Source organism: Chryseobacterium sp. W4I1 (genome assembly GCF_030816115.1).
Lineage (GTDB): Bacteria > Bacteroidota > Bacteroidia > Flavobacteriales > Weeksellaceae > Chryseobacterium.
Window position 1 is genome coordinate 168585 of the sequence record NZ_JAUSXQ010000001.1, and the last position, 18870, is coordinate 187454.

At 38.2% G+C, this 18870-nt stretch carries 15 protein-coding genes; 11 read left to right on the forward strand and 4 right to left on the reverse strand.

Annotation, left to right across the window (positions count from 1 at the left end):
• Position 1: 1 nt before the first annotated feature.
• The gene (locus tag QF044_RS00870) at positions 2-1177 is read left to right on the forward strand and encodes an MBL fold metallo-hydrolase (protein WP_307262551.1); all 1176 of its coding nucleotides are present in this window, start codon (positions 2-4) and stop codon (positions 1175-1177) included.
• A 337-nt stretch (positions 1178-1514) separates the two neighbouring features.
• On the opposite strand, the gene QF044_RS00875 is transcribed toward QF044_RS00870, so the two are convergent.
• Entirely contained in the window at positions 1515-2531 is a 1017-nt protein-coding gene (locus QF044_RS00875) for a M23 family metallopeptidase (RefSeq protein WP_307262553.1), read from the reverse strand.
• Between the two features lie 240 nt (positions 2532-2771).
• Here QF044_RS00875 and QF044_RS00880 point away from each other — a divergent pair, with 240 nt between their 5' ends.
• The 6 genes from QF044_RS00880 to QF044_RS00905 all read left to right on the forward strand — a co-directional run bounded on the left by QF044_RS00880 (position 2772) and on the right by QF044_RS00905 (position 9263).
• Positions 2772-3812 carry an NAD(P)H-dependent glycerol-3-phosphate dehydrogenase gene (locus QF044_RS00880; protein ID WP_307271895.1) on the forward strand — a complete coding sequence of 347 codons (1041 nt, stop codon included), beginning with the start codon at positions 2772-2774 and terminating at the stop codon, positions 3810-3812.
• Between the two features lie 248 nt (positions 3813-4060).
• Positions 4061-5083 (forward strand): LLM class flavin-dependent oxidoreductase, encoded by a 1023-nt coding sequence (locus tag QF044_RS00885; RefSeq protein ID WP_307262554.1) that lies wholly within the window; start codon positions 4061-4063, stop codon positions 5081-5083.
• A gap of 10 nt (positions 5084-5093) precedes the next feature.
• A complete protein-coding gene (locus QF044_RS00890; RefSeq protein WP_307262556.1) occupies positions 5094-6182 on the forward strand; it encodes an NAD(P)-binding domain-containing protein in 1089 nt (362 codons plus the stop codon).
• A gap of 191 nt (positions 6183-6373) precedes the next feature.
• A complete protein-coding gene (gene mqo, locus QF044_RS00895) occupies positions 6374-7879 on the forward strand; it encodes a malate dehydrogenase (quinone) (protein WP_307262559.1) in 1506 nt (501 codons plus the stop codon).
• A gap of 116 nt (positions 7880-7995) precedes the next feature.
• Entirely contained in the window at positions 7996-8400 is a 405-nt protein-coding gene (locus tag QF044_RS00900; RefSeq protein ID WP_307262562.1) for a hypothetical protein, read from the forward strand.
• Positions 8400-9263, forward strand: a complete 864-nt coding sequence (locus QF044_RS00905; RefSeq protein WP_307262564.1) for an AadS family aminoglycoside 6-adenylyltransferase — start codon at positions 8400-8402, stop codon at positions 9261-9263. The genes QF044_RS00900 and QF044_RS00905 overlap by 1 nt, the downstream gene beginning before the upstream one ends.
• Before the next feature lie 2 nt (positions 9264-9265).
• Here QF044_RS00905 and QF044_RS00910 read toward each other — a convergent pair whose 3' ends face one another.
• On the reverse strand, positions 9266-10849 hold the full coding sequence (locus QF044_RS00910) for a GMC family oxidoreductase N-terminal domain-containing protein (protein WP_307262566.1): 1584 nt from the start codon (positions 10847-10849) through the stop codon (positions 9266-9268).
• A gap of 133 nt (positions 10850-10982) precedes the next feature.
• Between QF044_RS00910 and QF044_RS00915 the strand changes: the two genes are divergently transcribed.
• The 4 genes from QF044_RS00915 to QF044_RS00930 all read left to right on the forward strand — a co-directional run bounded on the left by QF044_RS00915 (position 10983) and on the right by QF044_RS00930 (position 15854).
• A complete protein-coding gene (locus QF044_RS00915) occupies positions 10983-11600 on the forward strand; it encodes a DUF1684 domain-containing protein (RefSeq protein ID WP_307262569.1) in 618 nt (205 codons plus the stop codon).
• Between the two features lie 3 nt (positions 11601-11603).
• Complete coding sequence (locus QF044_RS00920; protein WP_307262572.1) at positions 11604-12077, forward strand: GNAT family N-acetyltransferase; 474 nt, start codon at positions 11604-11606, stop codon at positions 12075-12077.
• Between the two features lie 74 nt (positions 12078-12151).
• On the forward strand, positions 12152-12961 hold the full coding sequence (locus tag QF044_RS00925; protein WP_307262575.1) for a glucose 1-dehydrogenase: 810 nt from the start codon (positions 12152-12154) through the stop codon (positions 12959-12961).
• Between the two features lie 232 nt (positions 12962-13193).
• The gene (locus QF044_RS00930) at positions 13194-15854 is read left to right on the forward strand and encodes a glucosidase (RefSeq protein ID WP_307262578.1); all 2661 of its coding nucleotides are present in this window, start codon (positions 13194-13196) and stop codon (positions 15852-15854) included.
• Between the two features lie 68 nt (positions 15855-15922).
• Here the strand turns inward: QF044_RS00930 and recO are convergent, their stop codons facing one another.
• Positions 15923-16609, reverse strand: a complete 687-nt coding sequence (recO, locus tag QF044_RS00935) for a DNA repair protein RecO (RefSeq protein WP_307262582.1) — start codon at positions 16607-16609, stop codon at positions 15923-15925.
• Positions 16609-18870, reverse strand: coding sequence for a T9SS type A sorting domain-containing protein (locus tag QF044_RS00940; protein ID WP_307262585.1), 2262 nt, complete (start codon positions 18868-18870; stop codon positions 16609-16611). The genes recO and QF044_RS00940 overlap by 1 nt, the downstream gene beginning before the upstream one ends.

Genomic DNA, 18870 nt, shown 5'->3' on the forward strand with positions numbered 1-18870 from the left:
AATGTTAAGAAAGAAATTATTATCACTCGTTATATTGCTTGGTTTTACAAGCATTATGCTGGCGGGAAACTTAAAGATTAAAGTCTACAATCCAGGTTCAAAAGCCATCTTTCCTATTACCTCCACCATTATTTACGGCGATAAAGATGCTGTGTTGATTGATGCCCAGTTTCAAAAGCAATATGCAGAACAGCTGGTAAAGGAAATTAAAGCAACAGGGAAAAATCTGAAAACAGTTTTTATTTCCCACAGCGATCCTGATTTTTATTTTGGCCTTGATGTGATTAAAAAGGCATTCCCAAATGCAAAAATTATTTCAACCGCTCAAACCGCTTACCTGATATCGGCTTCTAAAGATGATAAAATGTCGGTATGGAAACCACAGCTTAAAGAAGATGCTCCCTCAGAGATCGTTGTTCCCGAAGCAGCCAACATTATTCCTGACCTGGAAGGAAATAAGATCGAAATAAAGCAAAACCCGGAAGATCCGGCTCACAGTTTTGTCTGGATTCCATCTTTAAAGACAGTAGCTGGAGGTATTTCTGTCTCCGTAGACTCACATATCTGGATGGCAGATACCCAGAATATTCAAGCAATTGATCAGTGGATAGGACAAATTGATGCAATGAAAGCATTGAAACCTGAACAGGTAGTTCCTTCACACTTTGCAAAGCTTTCCCTGTCTCCTCAATCTCTGGATTTCGTTAAAAACTATCTCGAAAACTATAAAAAAGCAGTCAATGAAAACAAAACATCTTCTGTCGTTGTAGATTTTATGATTAAAAAATACCCTGATCTTCACGGAAAAGATGAGCTGGGAATGGGAGCAAAAGTTTTCTTCGGAGAAATGGCGTGGGATCTGAAATCACCTTATCCTGCCATAGGACACAAAGTAGAAGTTGATTTTGGAACGTTGAAATTTATTCTGGATTTCAAAGACAATAAAGAAATGTCCTTCACAGGGGTTTCCGAAAATGTAAAAGGCAATACGGATACCGTACAATATACTGCTGTAGAAGTAGCAAAGAATGTCTTTATGGTCTACTGGCATGAACCTAAACTGGGTTCCAATGTTACCCATATCCAGGATTATAACAAAAATATAATCTATACCAATATTGCAGAAACCAACGGATCATTCACCCATCTGAAAGGAACTTTAAAAATTCTGAAATAATAAATAGAAAACTGCTGTCACAAGACGGCAGTTTTAATGAAAAGTATAACGGAATGAATCATCTGCTTTATCAAAATCAATTTGTTGATTTCATCTTTGCCTCCTTAAAATCTACAGTGTAGAAATAAAACTTTGCCTTAAAAAATCTCTCGCTGATTGAGCTGATGACACAGATCTTTATTTGAACCATTAAGAAAATCATGTGCTTTTTAAGCAATGACAGCTTATAGCATCACCTTGATATTCTTAAAAATTTAATAAGTTTAATGGTTTAGAACATTAGATATTCTTTTCAAAGTAAGCATAAAAATGGCTGTCAAATAGACAGCCATTTTTATTATAAATTCATAAACAATTTCGGATTGACCGGCGTATTGTTTTTGTGTACTTCGTAGTGAAGATGTGGTCCCGTAGAACGTCCCGAGTTTCCGGATTTGGCGATAACCTGTCCTACCTTTACTTTATCATTTACTTTTGAAACAAGCTGTGATAAGTGGCCGTAAAGAGTAGCCAGTCCGTTTCCGTGAGAAACAATGACACAGTTTCCATAACCTCCTTTCTGGCCGGAGAATATAACGGTTCCCGCGGCGGCAGCTCTCACATCTGAACCGAATGCAACAGCAATGTCCAAGCCTTTGTGAAACTGCATCTGGTCAGCTTCAGCAGGCGGATTATTCTTTTCCATAGGAACTTTAGCAGTGGTAGTACCGGCAACCGCTTTCGTAGATGCAGCAGCAGGTGAAGCTGCCGGAGCAGAAGGAGCCGCTTTTGGTGTTACCATAACCTTTACTTCCCTTTTATTACCGTAGCTGTCCGTTAATTCAATGATTTTCTCAACAGGTTCTACCTTTACTTCCGGTTTTGGAGCAGCAGCCACCACCGGTTTCGATTCTGTTGCTGCGCCTGCTTTTACAGAAGCAAATACAGTTTTAAAAGGAATTGGATTTTTTCGGATGCCAAAATTAGAAGATATATAGCCGTCGGTTGGCATTCCCAACGGAACCTGCATTAGTTTTTGCTGGAGATTCATTAAATACTGGCTGTATCGGTTGGCCTGCTTGGCAAGATATACAGAATTTGAAATACTGTCTTTACTCAGGATCATCACTTTTTCGTTGGCGATGTCTTTAGATCTCAGGAATGAGTTAAGTTCTGATACGGTTTGATCTACCAAAGTAAGATCCGTTTTCATTTTTAAATAGTCTACACTGTCTTTTTCAGTGTTTATTTTCACAAGATTCACTTCATAATTTTTGTCATCCTTTTCAGAAAATAATTTGGCAATCAGGATAGCCTGTACAAAAACTACTAGTAAAAGTCCCCCGAGGAGAAAATTCACGTTCTTCTTGCTCATTAGAAATTTTTTCATGTTTCTTCTCTTAGTATTTACAAAACGGTTTTAAGCGTGCAAATTTAATTAAAAATAAACTTTAACGGATATTTTTAAATAAAACTTAGTTTTTTCTGTATTTAACGTGTAATTAGATATTTAATTGTGTTTGAGTGTTAATTTTTTCAGAAAATGGCTTTTATCATAGGGATGAAGACTGCTGTCCGTCTTTGTTTTAATATATTTGCAGTTCACATTTCAATTATGGCGAAAAAGAAAATAATTTCAGAATCTTCTCATCCGAAAAAAAATAAAAAAGAGATTTCTGTAGGAGTAGTAGGAAGCGGAAGTTTTGCAACCGCTATTGTAAAAATGCTTGTTGAAAACTGCAAATCTGTGCACTGGTGTGTAAGAAGTGAGTTCGTAAAAGGAGCCATTGAGCTCCGCGGACACAATCCGTCTTACCTGACAGCAGTGAATTTTAATCTTAAAAGTCTAAAGCTAACAACTGATATTAACGAACTGGTGAGTGCCTGCGATGTGATCGTACTGGCGACCCCTTCCATTTATCTTTCCGATACAATGGATAAAATGACTTGTGAATACGGTGACAAGATCTTTGTTTCCGCTATCAAAGGGATTATTCCTAAAGTAAATGATGTGGTAGCCCATTATTTAAGGGATGAATTTAAAATTGGTTTCAGAAATCAGGCTGTTATTGCAGGACCGTGTCATGCGGAGGAAGTAGCGATGGAAAGACTTTCTTACCTTACGGTAGCTGCAGTAGAAGATGAAACCGCCGAGAAGCTGGAAGGAATATTCAGTTCAGACTTTATTAAAGTACATTCCAGTAAAGATATCTTAGGTAATGAATACAGCGCGATCCTTAAAAATATTTTTGCAATAGGAGCGGGAATAGCAAGCGGATTGGGCTACGGAGATAACTTCACTGCCGTTTTTGTGTCCAATGCAATCCGTGAAATGGAAATCTTCCTGGAAGCCGTATATGAAGCACCAAGAGATGTGAATGAAAGTGCTTACCTGGGTGACCTTCTGGTAACTGCATATTCTCTTTTCTCAAGGAACCGAAGCTTAGGAAACCTTATCGGAAAAGGCTATACCGTAAAATCTGCAATCCAATCGATGAACATGGTAGCAGAAGGATATTATGCTGCCGATTCTATCTATAAAACAGCGAAGCAGAAAAACCTTAAACTGCCGATCATTGATACAATTTATGCTATTCTTTACGAAGGCAAGAATGCAGAAAAACAGTTTAAAAAACTGACAGCGAAATTGAACTAAAACGACTTGAAAATTGTAAACTAGAATATAAACATCAGCAAATTTGCTGATGTTTTTTATTGGATATCTTTAAAAAAATACAGCTTTGTTGATTTTTAGTTCAGATATTCAAACAATTTATGTATTCATAAAATGAAAGCATTGTCTGCGTTATATTTGATACTTATTTGCAATTAGCAAGAATTAGTTTCATTTCAAACTTACCATATGATAATATTCCAAAAGATTCCATTTTGTAACTTAGGTAAATGAAAAAGATAGGATTTTTATCGTTTGGACATTGGGGGAACCAGCCTTCGTATGACACCAAAACAGCAAGTGATACTCTATTACAATCCATAGATTTGGCGGTGGCTGCAGAAGAAATAGGGATTGACGGAGCATACTTTCGAGTGCATCATTTCGCTAGTCAGTTAGCTTCACCGTTTCCTTTGTTGGCGGCTATTGGTGCCAAAACCAAAAAAATTGAAATCGGAACAGGTGTAATTGATATGCGGTATGAAAACCCATTATATATGGTAGAAAATGCTGGCGCTGCAGATTTGATTTCCGAAGGTAGGTTACAATTGGGAATTAGTAGAGGTTCGCCTGAACAAGTCGTTGATGGCTGGCGATATTTCGGATATGATTTGGAAGAAGGTCAAACGGATATAGATATGGGGCGTCTTAAAGGTTTAGAGTTTTTTGATTTGTTAAGAGGAGAAGGTTTTGCCCAGCCCAGCCCCAATCCGATGTTTCCTAATCCACCCGGATTATTGAGGATAGAGCCCCATTCTGAAGGATTACGTGACCGCATTTGGTGGGGTTCTGCTTCGGATGCTACCGCAATCTGGGCAGGGGAAATTGGTATGAATCTACAAAGTTCCACCTTAAAATTTGACGAAAGTGGAAAGCCTTTCCATATTCAGCAAGCCGAACAAATTCGCTTATATAAAGAAGCTTATAAAAAAGCGGGACATACCCGAAAACCAAGAGTTTCTGTGAGCCGATCCATTTTTGCCATAGTCAATGATCAAGACAGATATTATTTCGGACAGGAAGCAGATAGAACGGATAAAATAGGTATTTTAGAAGGGAATCAACGTGCTGTTTTCGGAAGAAGTTATGCTGCTGAACCAGAACAACTAATTCAAGAATTGGCACAAGACGAAGCGATTCAGGAAGCAGATACTGTATTGTTGACAATTCCCAATACATTGGGAGTTGATTACAATGTACATGTACTTGAATCCATTTTTAAATATGTTGCTCCTGAATTGGGCTGGCGTTAAAAAAGGTGAAATGGCAGGAAAAATTTGGTATAAAACAAAAATTGCCGTTATTGGAGCTGGGCAAGCCGGACTTTCTACCGCATATCATCTCAAGAAAATGGGATTGGAAATCGGTCAAGATTTTATTATTTTAGATGATGCACCTTCTGCAGGTGGTGCATGGCAATCCCGTTGGGATTCATTGACCTTGAGTACAGTAAATCGCATTCATGATTTGCCAGGAATGTCTTTCGAAGAAACTATTCAAGGAGATGAAACTGAAGTCCGGGCTAATGTTGCTGTTCCGCATTATTATGATTTGTACGAGAAAAACTTTGGATTGCAGGTCTATCGACCCGTGAAAGTTGAGAAAGTGAGCTTGGATGGAGAAAGGTTCTATATTGATACATCGTCTGTTTCATTTTCTGCATTAGGGATTATCAATGCTACAGGAACTTGGGAAAATCCTTACATTCCGGAGTATCCAGGTGCTGAACTTTTTAAGGGTGAACAACTACATACCCGAAATTTTAAAAATGCTGAATATTTCAAAGGAAAGCATGTAATCATTGTTGGTGGTGGCATTTCTGCTATTCAATTGCTTGATCAAATTTCAAAAATAACCACCACTACCTGGGTCACACGAAGACCTCCGAGCTTTCGTGAAGGACCGTTTGATGATATGGCAGGGAGTTTGGCTGTTGCTATGGTTGACGAACGAGTGAGAAATGGATTATTGCCAACGTCAGTTGTTTCGGTAACAGGATTACCTGTTACTGATGAAATTAAAAGTATGGAAAAAAGAGGTGTTCTTAAACGATTTCCGATGTTTAGCGAAATCACTGAAGAAGGTGTTAAATGGGAAGATGGAAAGCAGGAAAAAGCTGATGTCATTCTTTGGAATACGGGTTTTCGATGGTCTATGTCCCATTTAGATGCTGTTTTACCTAAGGAAGAAGGAGGTGGTATCATCATGTCTGGAAGACTGGCAACCGAAGTTTTAAAAGAACCGAGAATTCATTTGGTAGGTTATGGACCCTCTGCTTCCACTATTGGAGCAAACAGAGCTGGAAGTGCAGCAGTAAGGGAATTGGTTAGAACTCTAGGGATTATAAAATAGATTACATCTACATATGAATCTATCAAATCTCATTTTAATGGCTAAAACTGATTGGTTTAGATTGATACTTTCGATTGTATTTTTTTGTCAAATCCGAAACTTTTTTTAATCTAAAAAATAACGTGTTAAAATCGTTAAACCCAACCTTACTTATAAAACTTTTCCCGAAATTTGAAATAAAATTTAGAATTATGCCACAATCGCTTATAAGCAGAACACCGAAACCAAAATATGACGTTGTACTGATAGGCGGCGGAATCATGAGCGCCACTTTAGCAACACTGCTTCACGAATTTGATCCCAACCTTGAGATCGCTATATTTGAAAGGCTTGGCAGGTTTGCAAAGGAAAGTACTGCAGCCTGGAACAATGCGGGAACGGGGCATTCTGCTTTTTGTGAACTTAATTATACCCCTGAAAAACCGGATGGAACCATTGATATCACCAAAGCGGAAAGTATTGCAGAACAGTTTGAAATGTCAAAACAGTTCTGGTCCTATCTTGTGACCAAAGGATATGTTAAAGATCCTAAAGAATTTATCAATTCCTGTCCGCACATGAGCCTGGTATTTGGTGAAAAAGATGCCGAGTTTCTTAGAAAGCGTCATGAGAAAATGGCAGATTCTGTTCTGTTTTCCGGTATGGAATATTCTACAGACCATGAAAAGCTTAAAGAATGGATTCCTTTGGTGATGAGCAAAAGAAATCAGTCTGAAGTGATGGCAGCGACCAAAATGGATCTTGGGACAGACGTTAACTTCGGAACTTTAACCAGAAAAATGGGAAGACACCTGCTGGAAGATTCCAATGTAGAAGTGTTCCTGTACCATGAGGTAAAGGATATTGATCCAAGGGAAGACGGTAAATGGGAAATGAAAGTAAAAGACAGGATCCACAACCATAAACAGGAAGTCGTTGCTGATTTTGTATTCATTGGCGCCGGAGGATATGCACTTCCATTGCTGGACAGCTCAGACATTAAAGAAAGTGAAGGTTACGGAGGCTTTCCTGTTTCCGGACAATGGTTGGTAAGCCATAACCAGGAACTGGTTGAAAAGCATCATGCAAAAGTGTACACCCAGGCAACAGTGGATGCTCCGCCTATGTCTGTTCCTCACCTGGACCTTAGAATTATTGATGGTAAAAAAGCGCTTCTTTTCGGACCTTTTGCCGGATTTTCTACAAAATTCCTGAGAGAAGGAAGTTATCTTGACCTGCCTGAAAGTGTGAATACAAAAAACCTGAAATCCTTATTCGGAGCCTGGTGGCATAATATTCCTCTGACCAAGTATCTGATTCAGCAGGTAGCTATGACCAAATCCCAAAGAATACAGCACCTTAGAGAATTTATCAAAGATGCCAATGAAGAAGACTGGGAACTGAAAGTAGCCGGACAGAGAGTACAGATCATCAAGAAGGATGAGAAAGATGGCGGAAAACTGGAATTCGGAACCGAAGTGGTGGTAAATAAAAGCGGAACTATTGCTTCCTTATTGGGTGCCTCCCCAGGTGCCTCCACTGCAGTGTATGCAATGCTGAATGTTCTTGAAAAATGCTTCCCTGAAAAATTAAATGGTGAATGGAAAGATAAAGTTTTGGAAATGATTCCTTCTTACGGCCAGAAATTAGCCCATAATCCTGAGCTTACAGAGAAAGTAAGAAATTATACCAAAGAAAAACTAGAATTAGAATATTAAAAAATGAATGGTGAATAGTCAATTGGCAATCTCTAAACAGGATTTAAAACTCACTATTCACTTGCGAAGCAAATCCACAATTGATTATTCACCATTCACAATTGACATTATAAAAGTTGGAAGAAACAGTTGTAAAACCCATTATTGTAAAAGAACTCCTGGAATCTCTTCAAACCAAAGTAGAAGAGGAAAAACAGGTGATTGTACACTGCTGTTTTCCGGCATCACCATTTCTGGGGAACCTGATCAGGATCTGGAATTCCACTTACCTTATCGATAATCAGTCTGAGCATAAAAGCAGTCTCATCCATGCTGAAAATATTACGATCTATCCCAACTGGACACCTATTCCGTTTATGAAGGATTTTTGGTTTACCCTTATATTTTCAGGACTTCCAAGAGACTGTAAAAGCTTCGACCTTAAAGAAGTGATTCCTGAAGAAGGAGGTTTCTTTGTCGAATCTATTAAAAGAAATTCTTTAGATGTGTATCGTGTGAAAATCTCAGAATCTTATTATTAATGAAAGCCAGAGAACAAAAGCTGGAACTTATTATAGCATGGGCAGAAAACAATCCGGATATCCGTACGGTGCTGCTCACCAGCTCACTTGTTAATCCTTATGCTCCCGTAGATGATTTCAGCGACCTTGATATAGAACTGGTCTTTGAAAACATGCATAAGTATGTAGCTGACAAGACATGGATCGATCTTTTTGGCGACCCCATTTCAATGATAGAAGAGGACGACCGTAGTTTCGATGGAAAAAACGCCATGAAAATGGTATTGTATTCCGATCACGTCAAAGTTGATTTTAAACTCTATCAAAAAGAAGAATTTCTGAAAGAAACTCAGGAAGAAATACTTCCTGAAGATTGGGATGTCGGCTATAAAGTTCTGATTGATAAAGACAATCTTACTAAAGATCTGAAACCACCGTCCTACCAGTCCATTATGATCCAAAAGCCATCAGAAAAGAAATTTCAGCAATTGATGAACGATTTCTGGTGGGACACAACTTATGTTGTAAAGTGCCTTAAACGCGAAGACCTGTTTTATGCTAAATTCATGTCCGAAAATATGAAAACAGATTATCTTGTGCCTCTCATCGAATGGTATATTGCCAGTCTTCATGATTGGAAAAATATCACAACCAATAAGCATGGCCGCCTTTTCAAGAAATACCTTTCTCCGGAACTTTGGATAAAGGCAGAAGCTACTTTCTCAGGAAGTAATATTGAAGACAATTGGAATGCTTTGTATGCTTCTGCGGATCTTGTACATGAGCTTGGAACAGCGTTAGCGGATAAACTCACATTTAAATATCCTCAGAAACATGAAAATGATATCCGCAAATATCTGGATGAGGTAAGAGCAATGTATTAAAACTAAGCAAATTCGTTCTGCCTGATCAGATTTTCAATGCAGTATTCTGCAATGGCTGTGATTGTAACAAATGGATTTACACCAATAGTTCCCGGAATTAAAGAACCATCCAGAACATAGAGATTGTCATGATCGTTTAATTTCCCATATTCATTGGTTGCTTTACCCAGAACACAGCCTCCGAGAGGATGATAGCAGACATCCGCTCCAAACCCGTTGTTAAATAAGAAATGGCTTCTTGTACCGCCATTCGCCCTGTTCATCTTTTTTATAAAATAGTCTGCATTTTCCCTCATTTTTGAAGTATTGCTTTCATCCCAGTCCAGCCTGAGCTTTTGGGCATTCACGTCATATGCCACTTCACCCTTTTTATCAACCCTGTTGATCAGCAAATACAGTGCTGTTGCTACATCCATTCCCATAGGAAGCGGAGCGATCTCTGTGAAAAAAGGATGCTCCTGATCATCCCAGTTATCGATACCGCCTACAGGAATGGTAGATTGTTTGGCGCCTGTCCCGCCTGATAAAGGTTTCACCCAGTTTCTGCCGGTCATGAAATTACCGTTGTTCCCCCAGTTTTTCCCTATCTGCTCGTGAACCGGCAAATTATTAACCGCATTAGAATGCAGCAGCAATTGTAATGTTCCCATAGTTCCGGCAGCAAGGATCAGTTTTTTACAATTGAATATCTTATCGGAAACTGTTGCTCCGGTAGTGTCGATCTGCCGGACATTTAAAGTATACGTTTTGTCATCGTTAAGCTTAATATTTTCAACAGAGTGGAGATCAAGGATCTCAAGATTCCCTGTTTTCAAAGCTTTTTTGAGATACGTTTTATCAAGACTGTTTTTGCCATGATTATTTCCGTAGATTACTTCCGTATTAAGGGCAGAGCGGGGAACTTCATTTTTGTACTCTTTCTCCATGTACTGGAAATCATAAACGTTCGGGACCCTAATTGTTTTAAATCCTGCTTTATGAGCTTCCGCTTCGCCTACCTGCGTAAATTTATAATAGGGACAGTCTTTTAAAAACTGCTCATCAATAACGTTTACCTTCAATTCTTTGTGTACCAGAGGAAAATAACGATCATAAAATTGATCAGCATTCAGATCGGGAAAAATTTCCTTAAAATAGCTTTCTTTTGGTGTAACAGCCATTCCGCCATTGACCAGAGAACCTCCGCCTACACCTCTACCCATCCAGATATTGATGTTTTCAAAATCTATCCTGTCCAGCGTTCCCGTAAAAGGAGTCAGAGAGAAAATATTCATAAACGGAGCGATTGTCTTCTTTTTCAGCCATGCAGCACTTTTACCTGGCTTCAGCATACTGGAGAAAGGAAGTCCCGATTTTTCCCAGTTAAGACCCATTTCCAGCATAATCACTTTCTTTCCCGCTTCACAAAGCCGAAGAGCAGAAACTGCTCCACCATATCCGCTACCAATAATAATGATGGGAGCATCAATTATTTTTTCTTCATGTCTGTCATTTTTGAGCTGCATTGCCTGAAACAGATCAGTGCTAAGAAAATAAAAACCTGATATTGCAAGAATACCCGTTTTAATGAATTTTTTTCTATCCATGTGTTCTGGTAGTCAAAAAATATGCTAAATAAGCAGCTATCCTGATTATTTAAAATACATTGTGCTTTTTATTACAATTTTAACTTTTCAAACCATTGAAAATCCTTAGTTTTACTTATAATTTGAATCATAAATGAAAAAATATATCATCATACTTCTGCTGTTCCCTTTTTTTGCTTTTACCCAAAAAATGGTTTCTCCCGAAGTAATGGAAGTTAAAAAGTTTCAGGAAGAACTGAATGCTGAGTATCTGAATCCAAAGGAAACTCCTTTACGGGGAGAAAATTTCAAGAATTTTAAAGAACATCCTTTCTTTCCACTTGATTTAAAATATAAGGTCACTGCAAAACTGGTTAAAACTAAAAATGCCCAACCTTTTGAACTTCCTACCTCTTCCGGAAAAACAAAATCTTATCGGGAATATGGTAAGGCGACATTTGAGTTGAATGGTAAACCTTATACCCTTACTTTATATCAAAGTCTTGATCTGATCAAACAGAAAAAATACAGAGACCATCTTTTTCTTCCTTTCCGTGACGCTACCAATGGAAATGAAACCTATGGCGGTGGAAAATATATGGATTTGAAAACTCCAAAAGGAAATACCATTATTCTGGATTTCAACAAATCATATCAGCCTTACTGTGCGTATAATGCTTACGACTACAACTGTCCCGTAGTTCCCGAGGAAAATAAACTCCCTATTGAGATCAGGGCAGGGGTAATGTATCAGGATATTTACCATCATTAACATATGATTTCCTTAGCATTTTTTAAGAAGGAAGACTTTTTCGGGGTTAATTATACTCTGGATGAAGAACAGAAACAGTATACTTCAACTGCTGAAAAGGCGCTTCAGAGGATCAAAGACAAAAATGATTCCAAAGCTTTTGCGGTTACCGTTTTTGAGGATAAAAAGCCTGCCGGATTTTTTGTGCTTGATTTTGGTGATGACAAATTTGAGCTTACAGATAATAAAAACTCAGTTCTGTTGAGATCTTTATCTGTAAATCCTGAATTACAGGGAAAAGGAATTGGAAAAGCGGCCATGCAGAAAGCAGATGATTTTGTGAAGCTAAATTTTCCGCAATGTGATGAAATTGTTCTTGCCGTCAACCATAAGAATCATTCCGCTTATCATGTTTACCTGAAAACAGGATATATCAAGCATGAGAAGACAATAATAGGGAGAAGCGGTCCTCAGTATGTGATGAGTAAAAAATTTTAAGAAAAATTTAAATTTAAAATTTCCTTCCTGCTGAATTCTTTCCATAACTTTGAGTTAACATCAAATAATAAAATATGGAAATATCACTTCGTAATCAGGTAGCTGTAGTTACAGGAGCCTCCAGTGGAATAGGTTCGGGAATTGCAAAATGTCTTGCTGCTGCAGGAGCAACAGTTATTGTCAATCACTCCTCAGAAAGGTCTACAGATGAGGCACAGGCCGTTTTAAAAGAAATTACAGATTCCGGAGGAAAAGGTATTACCTATCAATGTGATGTTTCCAAAGAAGATCAGGTCATCAAAATGTTTCAGGATACCGTGTCACAGTTTGGAACTGTAGATATCCTGATCAATAATGCCGGGATCCAAAAAGATTCAAAATTTACTGAAATGACCATCGATCAGTGGAACGCTGTGATAGGAGTGAATCTTACCGGACAGTTTCTCTGCGCAAGAGAAGCCATTAAAGAATTTTTACGAAGAGGGATCGACACAACACGTTCCATTGCCTGTGGAAAGATTATCCATATCAGTTCTGTACACGAAATTATTCCATGGGCCGGACATGCCAATTATGCATCCAGCAAAGGCGCTATCAGAATGCTGATGCAGACGCTGGCTCAGGAATATGGAGCTAATAAAATTCGTGTCAATTCCATTTGTCCGGGTGCTATCCAGACACCAATCAATAAAGACGCCTGGAGTACTCCTGAAGCTTTGAATTCATTGCTTACCCTGATTCCGTATAATAGGATTGGGCAGCCACAGGATATCGGAAACTTAGCAGTTTTTCTGGCCAGTGATCTTGCAGACTACATTACAGGAACCAGCATTTTTGTGGATGGCGGAATGACCACTTTTGAAAGCTTCTCTACAGGAGGATAAGTGGTGTGCGGGTTTTAAGGCTTCCAAGTTAATGTTGAGTTTCGGTATGTAGAGTTGGAGTGTTATAAGGTTGGAGAGTTGTAGAGCTGAAAGCTGTATCCGGAAATAATTAAACGAATGACAAATACCTGATGGTTGAGGTTTCCGAAGCCATTACTGGCAACCTCCCGAACATCTGAGATTCGATATCATTAATACATTGTACATTAATACATTATACATCAAAGAACACATGTCCGAAAAAGAACGACTTTCAGATATTTCATGGAAAAAATGGGGTCCATATGTCAGCAACCGGGAATGGGGGCTTGTCCGTGAAGATTATAGCGAAAATGGAGATGCTTGGAATTACACCACCCATGACACCGCTGAAGCCAAAGCTTACCGTTGGGGTGAAGAAGGCATTTGTGGGATTTGCGATGATCTCCAGAAGCTCGTTTTTTCTATAGGATTCTGGAACAGAAAAGATAAGATGGTGAAAGAGCGGTTCTTTGGTCTCACCAACGGACAGGGAAACCACGGCGAAGATGTCAAGGAATATTTTTACTATCTGGATTCCACACCTACGCATTCTTACATGAAGATGCTGTATAAATATCCGCAGAATGCTTTTCCTTACGAGGAACTTTTAAAAACCAATGCCCAAAGAAGCAAGAATGAAGCTGAATATGAGCTTATCGATACCGGAATCTTTGACCAAAATGAATATTTTGACATCTTTATAGAATATGCCAAAAAAAGCGAACATGATATTCTGGTTAAATTAACAATTATCAATAAATCTGAAAAAGAGGCTCCTCTTGTCATACTTCCGACTGTATGGTTCAGAAATACCTGGAATTGGGGCTATGATGACTATAAGCCTGAACTGGACAGTGAAGACGCAGAGCACATCACGGTAAGGCATAAAGATCTTGAAATTAAAAATATATATGCAAAACAGTCTCTAAAAACACTGTTCTGTAATAACGAAACTAATACTGAAAAGCTCTATCAATCAGCTAATGAATCAAGATATTGTAAAAATGGGATCAATGATTTTGTTATTAATGGCAACTCACAAGCCGTAAATCCTAAAGGAACCGGAACCAAAGCTTCTTTTTTTATTGATGAAACCTTAAAAGCAGGAGAATCAAAAATTTTTGAATTCAGAATTACAGACAAAGATCTGAAAGGCCCGTTTGCTGATTTTGATGAGACTTTTGTACTGAGAAAAAAGGAAGCGGATGATTTTTATGCTGAAATTCAAAATGGGATAAAATCAGAAGATGAAAAAATGGTTCAGCGGCAAGCGTTTGCGGGAATGCTTTGGAATAAAATGTTTTACCATTACAATGTAGAAAAATGGCTCAAAGGTGATCCTGCCGAAATGCCACCTCCGAAATCCCGGGAAAATATCAGAAATTACGACTGGAAACATCTCAACAATGAGCATATCATTTCAATGCCTGATAAATGGGAATATCCCTGGTATGCGACATGGGATTTAGCATTTCATACCATCAGTTTTTCACTCATAGACCCTGATTTTGCAAAATATCAGCTAAAACTTTTCCTGTTTGAGTGGTATATGCATCCCAACGGGCAGCTTCCTGCTTATGAATGGAATTTCAGTGATGTAAATCCTCCTGTTCATGCATGGGCTGTATTCAGAGTCTTTAAGATTGATGAGTATATTAAAGGAAAACCGGATATTCAGTTTTTAGAAAGTGCTTTTCAAAAGTTGCTCATGAATTTTACCTGGTGGGTAAATAAAAAAGACAGTAATGGCAATAATATTTTTGAAGGAGGCTTTTTAGGGCTTGATAATATTGGCGTTTTTGACCGAAATACCACACTTCCGAACGGAGAACAGCTGGAACAGTCTGATGGAACAAGCTGGATGGCCATGTTTGCCCTGAATATGATGAGAATAGCTCTAGAACTGGCGCTTTATAACAATGTTTATGAGGAAATGGCGATGAAATTCTTTGAACATTTTCTTTCCATAGCGAACTCACTGGATAATATGGGAGATGAGAACTTCAGTCTTTGGGATGAGGAAGATGAATTTTTCTATGATGCGATTAATTCCAATGACGGAAATCATATGTATTTAAGATTAAGAACCATTGTGGGACTGATCCCAATGTTTGCCGTTGAGGTTATTGATGATGAAATGATCGAAAAGCTGCCTAATTTTAAGAAAAGAATGAAATGGGTTCTTGAAAATAAACCTGAATTAGCCTCTCTTGTATCAAGATGGGAAGTGAAAGGGCAGGATTCTAAACATCTCCTTTCACTGCTTCGCGGGCATCGTTTGAAAAGACTTTTAAAAAGAATGCTGAATCCTGAAGAATTTTTAAGCGACTACGGAATTCGGGCATTATCTAAAGAATATGAAAAGAATCCTTATACTTTAAACTTAAACGGAATAGATTACAATGTAAAGTATACACCGGCAGAAAGTGACAGCGGACTTTTTGGAGGAAACAGCAACTGGCGCGGACCGATCTGGTTTCCCATCAACTTTCTTATCATTGAAAGCCTTCAGCGGTTTTTCTTCTACTACAGTCCCGATTTTTTAGTAGAATATCCTACCGGAAGCGGAAACTTTTCTAATCTGGATCAGATTGCAGATGCTTTAAGCAAAAGATTATCCACAATCTTTTTAAAGGACGAAAAAGGGAGACGTCCTGTAAATGGGCAATACGAGAGATTTCAAACCGATCCTGATTTTAAGGATTATATTTTATTCTATGAATACTTTCACGGCGACAACGGGAGAGGGGTAGGAGCTTCACACCAAACAGGATGGACAGGTCTGATCGCAAAAATTTTACAACCAAGATTTTCAAAAAAAGAAATTGCAGAATCCGAAACGGAAATGCCAGGAGAAGCGAAGCATAAATAAGCTGGCAGCCAGAGGAGGTGTTGGGAGTTAGTTTTGAACCGAATAATTTCTCTCAATTATTATAACAATTACTCAAAAATCTGCTGAATCACTTCCAACGAGGCAGGTATTTTAAAATCTGTAATATGATAATGATAGTATACGAGAAGGCTGTCCAGGAAATCCTTACGCTGTGAAGAGTGAATTTTTGTTGTATAAAGATCTTGCGAAGAAACAGCTGTTTTCCATAGAGCAGATATATCTTCCGTGAACAATTGGTGTGCTGGAAGAGAAGAGAACATTCCTGTTTCTGGATCTAAATATTTTCCGTCATTGACCAATGGAGCAACTCCCTGAATTTTTAATACTGTAATTAAAAAAAGCAGGTGACATTGGTAGTTTTTGCTTGTCAGTTCATTGACAAACTCATCAATACTGTAGAAGAGAACCGGGTTTTTGTTTTCATGCCTCAAAACCTGGTTCAGGAAATCTGAAATAAAGAATATCACAGTATTCGCTTTGATATCCATATAGGTATCATGACTTTTTACCAGCTCAAATTTTGATACTGAAGGTATTCCGTTACCTCTTGTGGGATTAATGGTAAAACTGAGCATGCTTAAAGGCTGAAGCAGAGCTTTCTTTTTATTTCTTTTAGAATAGATACCCTTTACGAAATAGGTCTGAAAGCCTTCCTCTTCTGTAAAACAATGCAAAACTGCATCATTTTCGCCATATTTTATGAATGATAATAAAAATCCGTTTTGTAAATTCATTAATTAACCACAGCTATTTTTGCGGTAGCCTTATCTGATCCGTCTTCATTAGTCATCAATACGAAATAAATACCTGAAGCCACTCTGTTACCTTTCATATTATTAAGGTCCCATTCATAATAACCACCTCTGGCTACAGCAGAGTGTATTACATTTCCTGCTGCATCAGTGATTCTGATATTTGTTTTTTCCGCAAGTCCTTTAATGGTCACTTTTCCTTTAAAGTTGGAATAAACTACAGGATTAGGATAGGCCACTACGTTTCCGAAGTTGGCATTGACATCTCCAACATCTCCCTGGTAAGCTACAATGCCATTAAATGTGACAAAGTAAACTTTCCCTGTTTTTCTATCTACTTTAATATCGGTGACGGAATTGGTTGGAAGAGGTGAATTTTCTTTCGTAAAGTGCTTGATGGTCTTCTGGCCATCAGAGGAAAGGTAATATACGCCGCCGCCATCTATAGATAGCCATTTATAGTCTCCTGCATCTACTTCTATTTGCAGAACCTGAGCATCCCTGAAAAGCTCCTCTCCAATTCCGCCTTGTTCTATAATGATTGGCTCCACTTTTGGATCTGGATCTTTGATTGTAGCAGCTGCATTGGTCATTATCCTTAGGCCGCTGTCTGTACCTATCCAAGCATCTCCGGATTTATCAAAAGCTACAGAAAGTGTTCCTCTTGAATTTCCTGCAAGCCCATTAGCGTCACTTAATATATAGTCTGTGTCGTCAGAAAGGTTTGTGGCATTTTTATAATCGTATGTGACAAAATTATTGGTTCTTGGAGTAGGAATCCAAAGCATATTTTCATGATAGATTGGTTTTTGAATACCATCACTTGTTATCCCAAACTTTTTGATGACAAAATCATCAGCTGCTCTGTCATAAATACCTATTGAAGGACTTCCGTAGTTGAAACCGAAAGAAACAAACAGATTATTCTGAGGATCACTTGCAAAACCTACCGGACGGTGTGAATAATCACCGGGAGATCCTAAATTATAACTCTTAACGAAATCAAAATCTTTAGTGCCTGAATTGTATTTCATTTTATAGACTCCTTGAGCAGTTATCGTATAATTTGTGAAAAATAACTCGCTGTTGTCTGCCGGATTAAACACGGCATCCATTACATTGATTGGAGCGGTAGTTGTTGAAAAGAAAGAAGGACGCATCCATTCAGTGCCATTAAAATAATAGAAACCTGGTTTTTTAGGATTTTGAGCAGGTTGATTATATCTGTTTTCTCTTGACCCTGCTGAAACCAGCATCTGATTATTATCATACAGATTAATACTACTGGAAGAATTTGAATAGGGACCTGATGGCTTGTAAGTAGTACCACTTTCTTCTTTTATTCCGGATAATATGGTTCCTCCATATATTTTTCCACTAACGGTAATCGCAGTGTTGCAGTCTTCTCCTAAACTTACTGCCCCTGTAGATATTCCGTTTAAACCAAATGTATAGATTCTGTTGTCTGTTACTACGATACTGTTTGGTGTTAAAACAATATCCTGAATGTTCCCAAAAGCTGCAGGAAGCGGTGTTCCTGTTCCATTGTTGTAGATGAATGCAGAGGTTGCAGAAGAATAAATAAGAGATGAAGCTTCTGAATCAATATGTTTGAAAGATCCGGGTATTTCTGTTGTCCATGTAGAGAATACAGGAAATGTAGTGTTCATTTCGTGGGTTTTCAGACCGGTATTGGTTACAGAATACACCTTATTACCTAAAATAGTCGCTTCATTACTTGCTTCGTATACTCCGCCCGTAGTAAAGAATGCAGAATCTCCGAATTCTTTTTTATTTAAATTAAATATGGAAACTCCATAACCTACAGAAATTACAGCCTGATTCCCTGTAATGGAAATATGATTAATTTTTTTACTTCCATTATAACCCGTTGCAATAGGAATATCAACAATATATTTGATCTCCTGTGGGGTCACGACATCCATAGAACCATTCTCATAACCTATCACAGCTATTTTGGTCTGTGGATCATAATCGAAGGCAGATATGCTGATATCATGGAGACCGTTGGCTTTTGACAGCTTTGTAATCTCTCCTGTTGAGATTGTATAGTAGAATATCCCGTTTTCTGTGGCAGCGATTATTTTCCCATTGTCTTCCTTCATGGCTAAGACATTATTGTAGGAAAAAAGATCCGTCCATTTTTTTGATGAAATGACCTGCGCATTCGTGAACTGCAGGGATGCTAAAATACCAAGAGAAATTAAAGAGAGTTTTTTCAT

Excerpts from the sequence above, each read along its gene's own strand:
- QF044_RS00920 (WP_307262572.1), top strand. The coding sequence starts at position 11,604 with ATGATTTCCTTAGCATTTTTTAAGAAGGAAGACTTTTTCGGGGTTAAT.
- QF044_RS00915 (WP_307262569.1), top strand. The coding sequence starts at position 10,983 with ATGAAAAAATATATCATCATACTTCTGCTGTTCCCTTTTTTTGCTTTT.
- recO (WP_307262582.1), bottom strand. The coding sequence starts at position 16,609 with ATGAATTTACAAAACGGATTTTTATTATCATTCATAAAATATGGCGAA.
- QF044_RS00930 (WP_307262578.1), top strand. The coding sequence starts at position 13,194 with ATGTCCGAAAAAGAACGACTTTCAGATATTTCATGGAAAAAATGGGGT.
- QF044_RS00885 (WP_307262554.1), top strand. The coding sequence starts at position 4,061 with ATGAAAAAGATAGGATTTTTATCGTTTGGACATTGGGGGAACCAGCCT.
- QF044_RS00910 (WP_307262566.1), bottom strand. The coding sequence starts at position 10,849 with ATGGATAGAAAAAAATTCATTAAAACGGGTATTCTTGCAATATCAGGT.
- QF044_RS00875 (WP_307262553.1), bottom strand. The coding sequence starts at position 2,531 with ATGAGCAAGAAGAACGTGAATTTTCTCCTCGGGGGACTTTTACTAGTA.
- QF044_RS00880 (WP_307271895.1), top strand. The coding sequence starts at position 2,772 with ATGGCGAAAAAGAAAATAATTTCAGAATCTTCTCATCCGAAAAAAAAT.
- QF044_RS00905 (WP_307262564.1), top strand. The coding sequence starts at position 8,400 with ATGAAAGCCAGAGAACAAAAGCTGGAACTTATTATAGCATGGGCAGAA.
- QF044_RS00890 (WP_307262556.1), top strand. The coding sequence starts at position 5,094 with ATGGCAGGAAAAATTTGGTATAAAACAAAAATTGCCGTTATTGGAGCT.
- QF044_RS00870 (WP_307262551.1), top strand. The coding sequence starts at position 2 with ATGTTAAGAAAGAAATTATTATCACTCGTTATATTGCTTGGTTTTACA.
- QF044_RS00925 (WP_307262575.1), top strand. The coding sequence starts at position 12,152 with ATGGAAATATCACTTCGTAATCAGGTAGCTGTAGTTACAGGAGCCTCC.
- mqo (WP_307262559.1), top strand. The coding sequence starts at position 6,374 with ATGCCACAATCGCTTATAAGCAGAACACCGAAACCAAAATATGACGTT.
- QF044_RS00940 (WP_307262585.1), bottom strand. The coding sequence starts at position 18,870 with ATGAAAAAACTCTCTTTAATTTCTCTTGGTATTTTAGCATCCCTGCAG.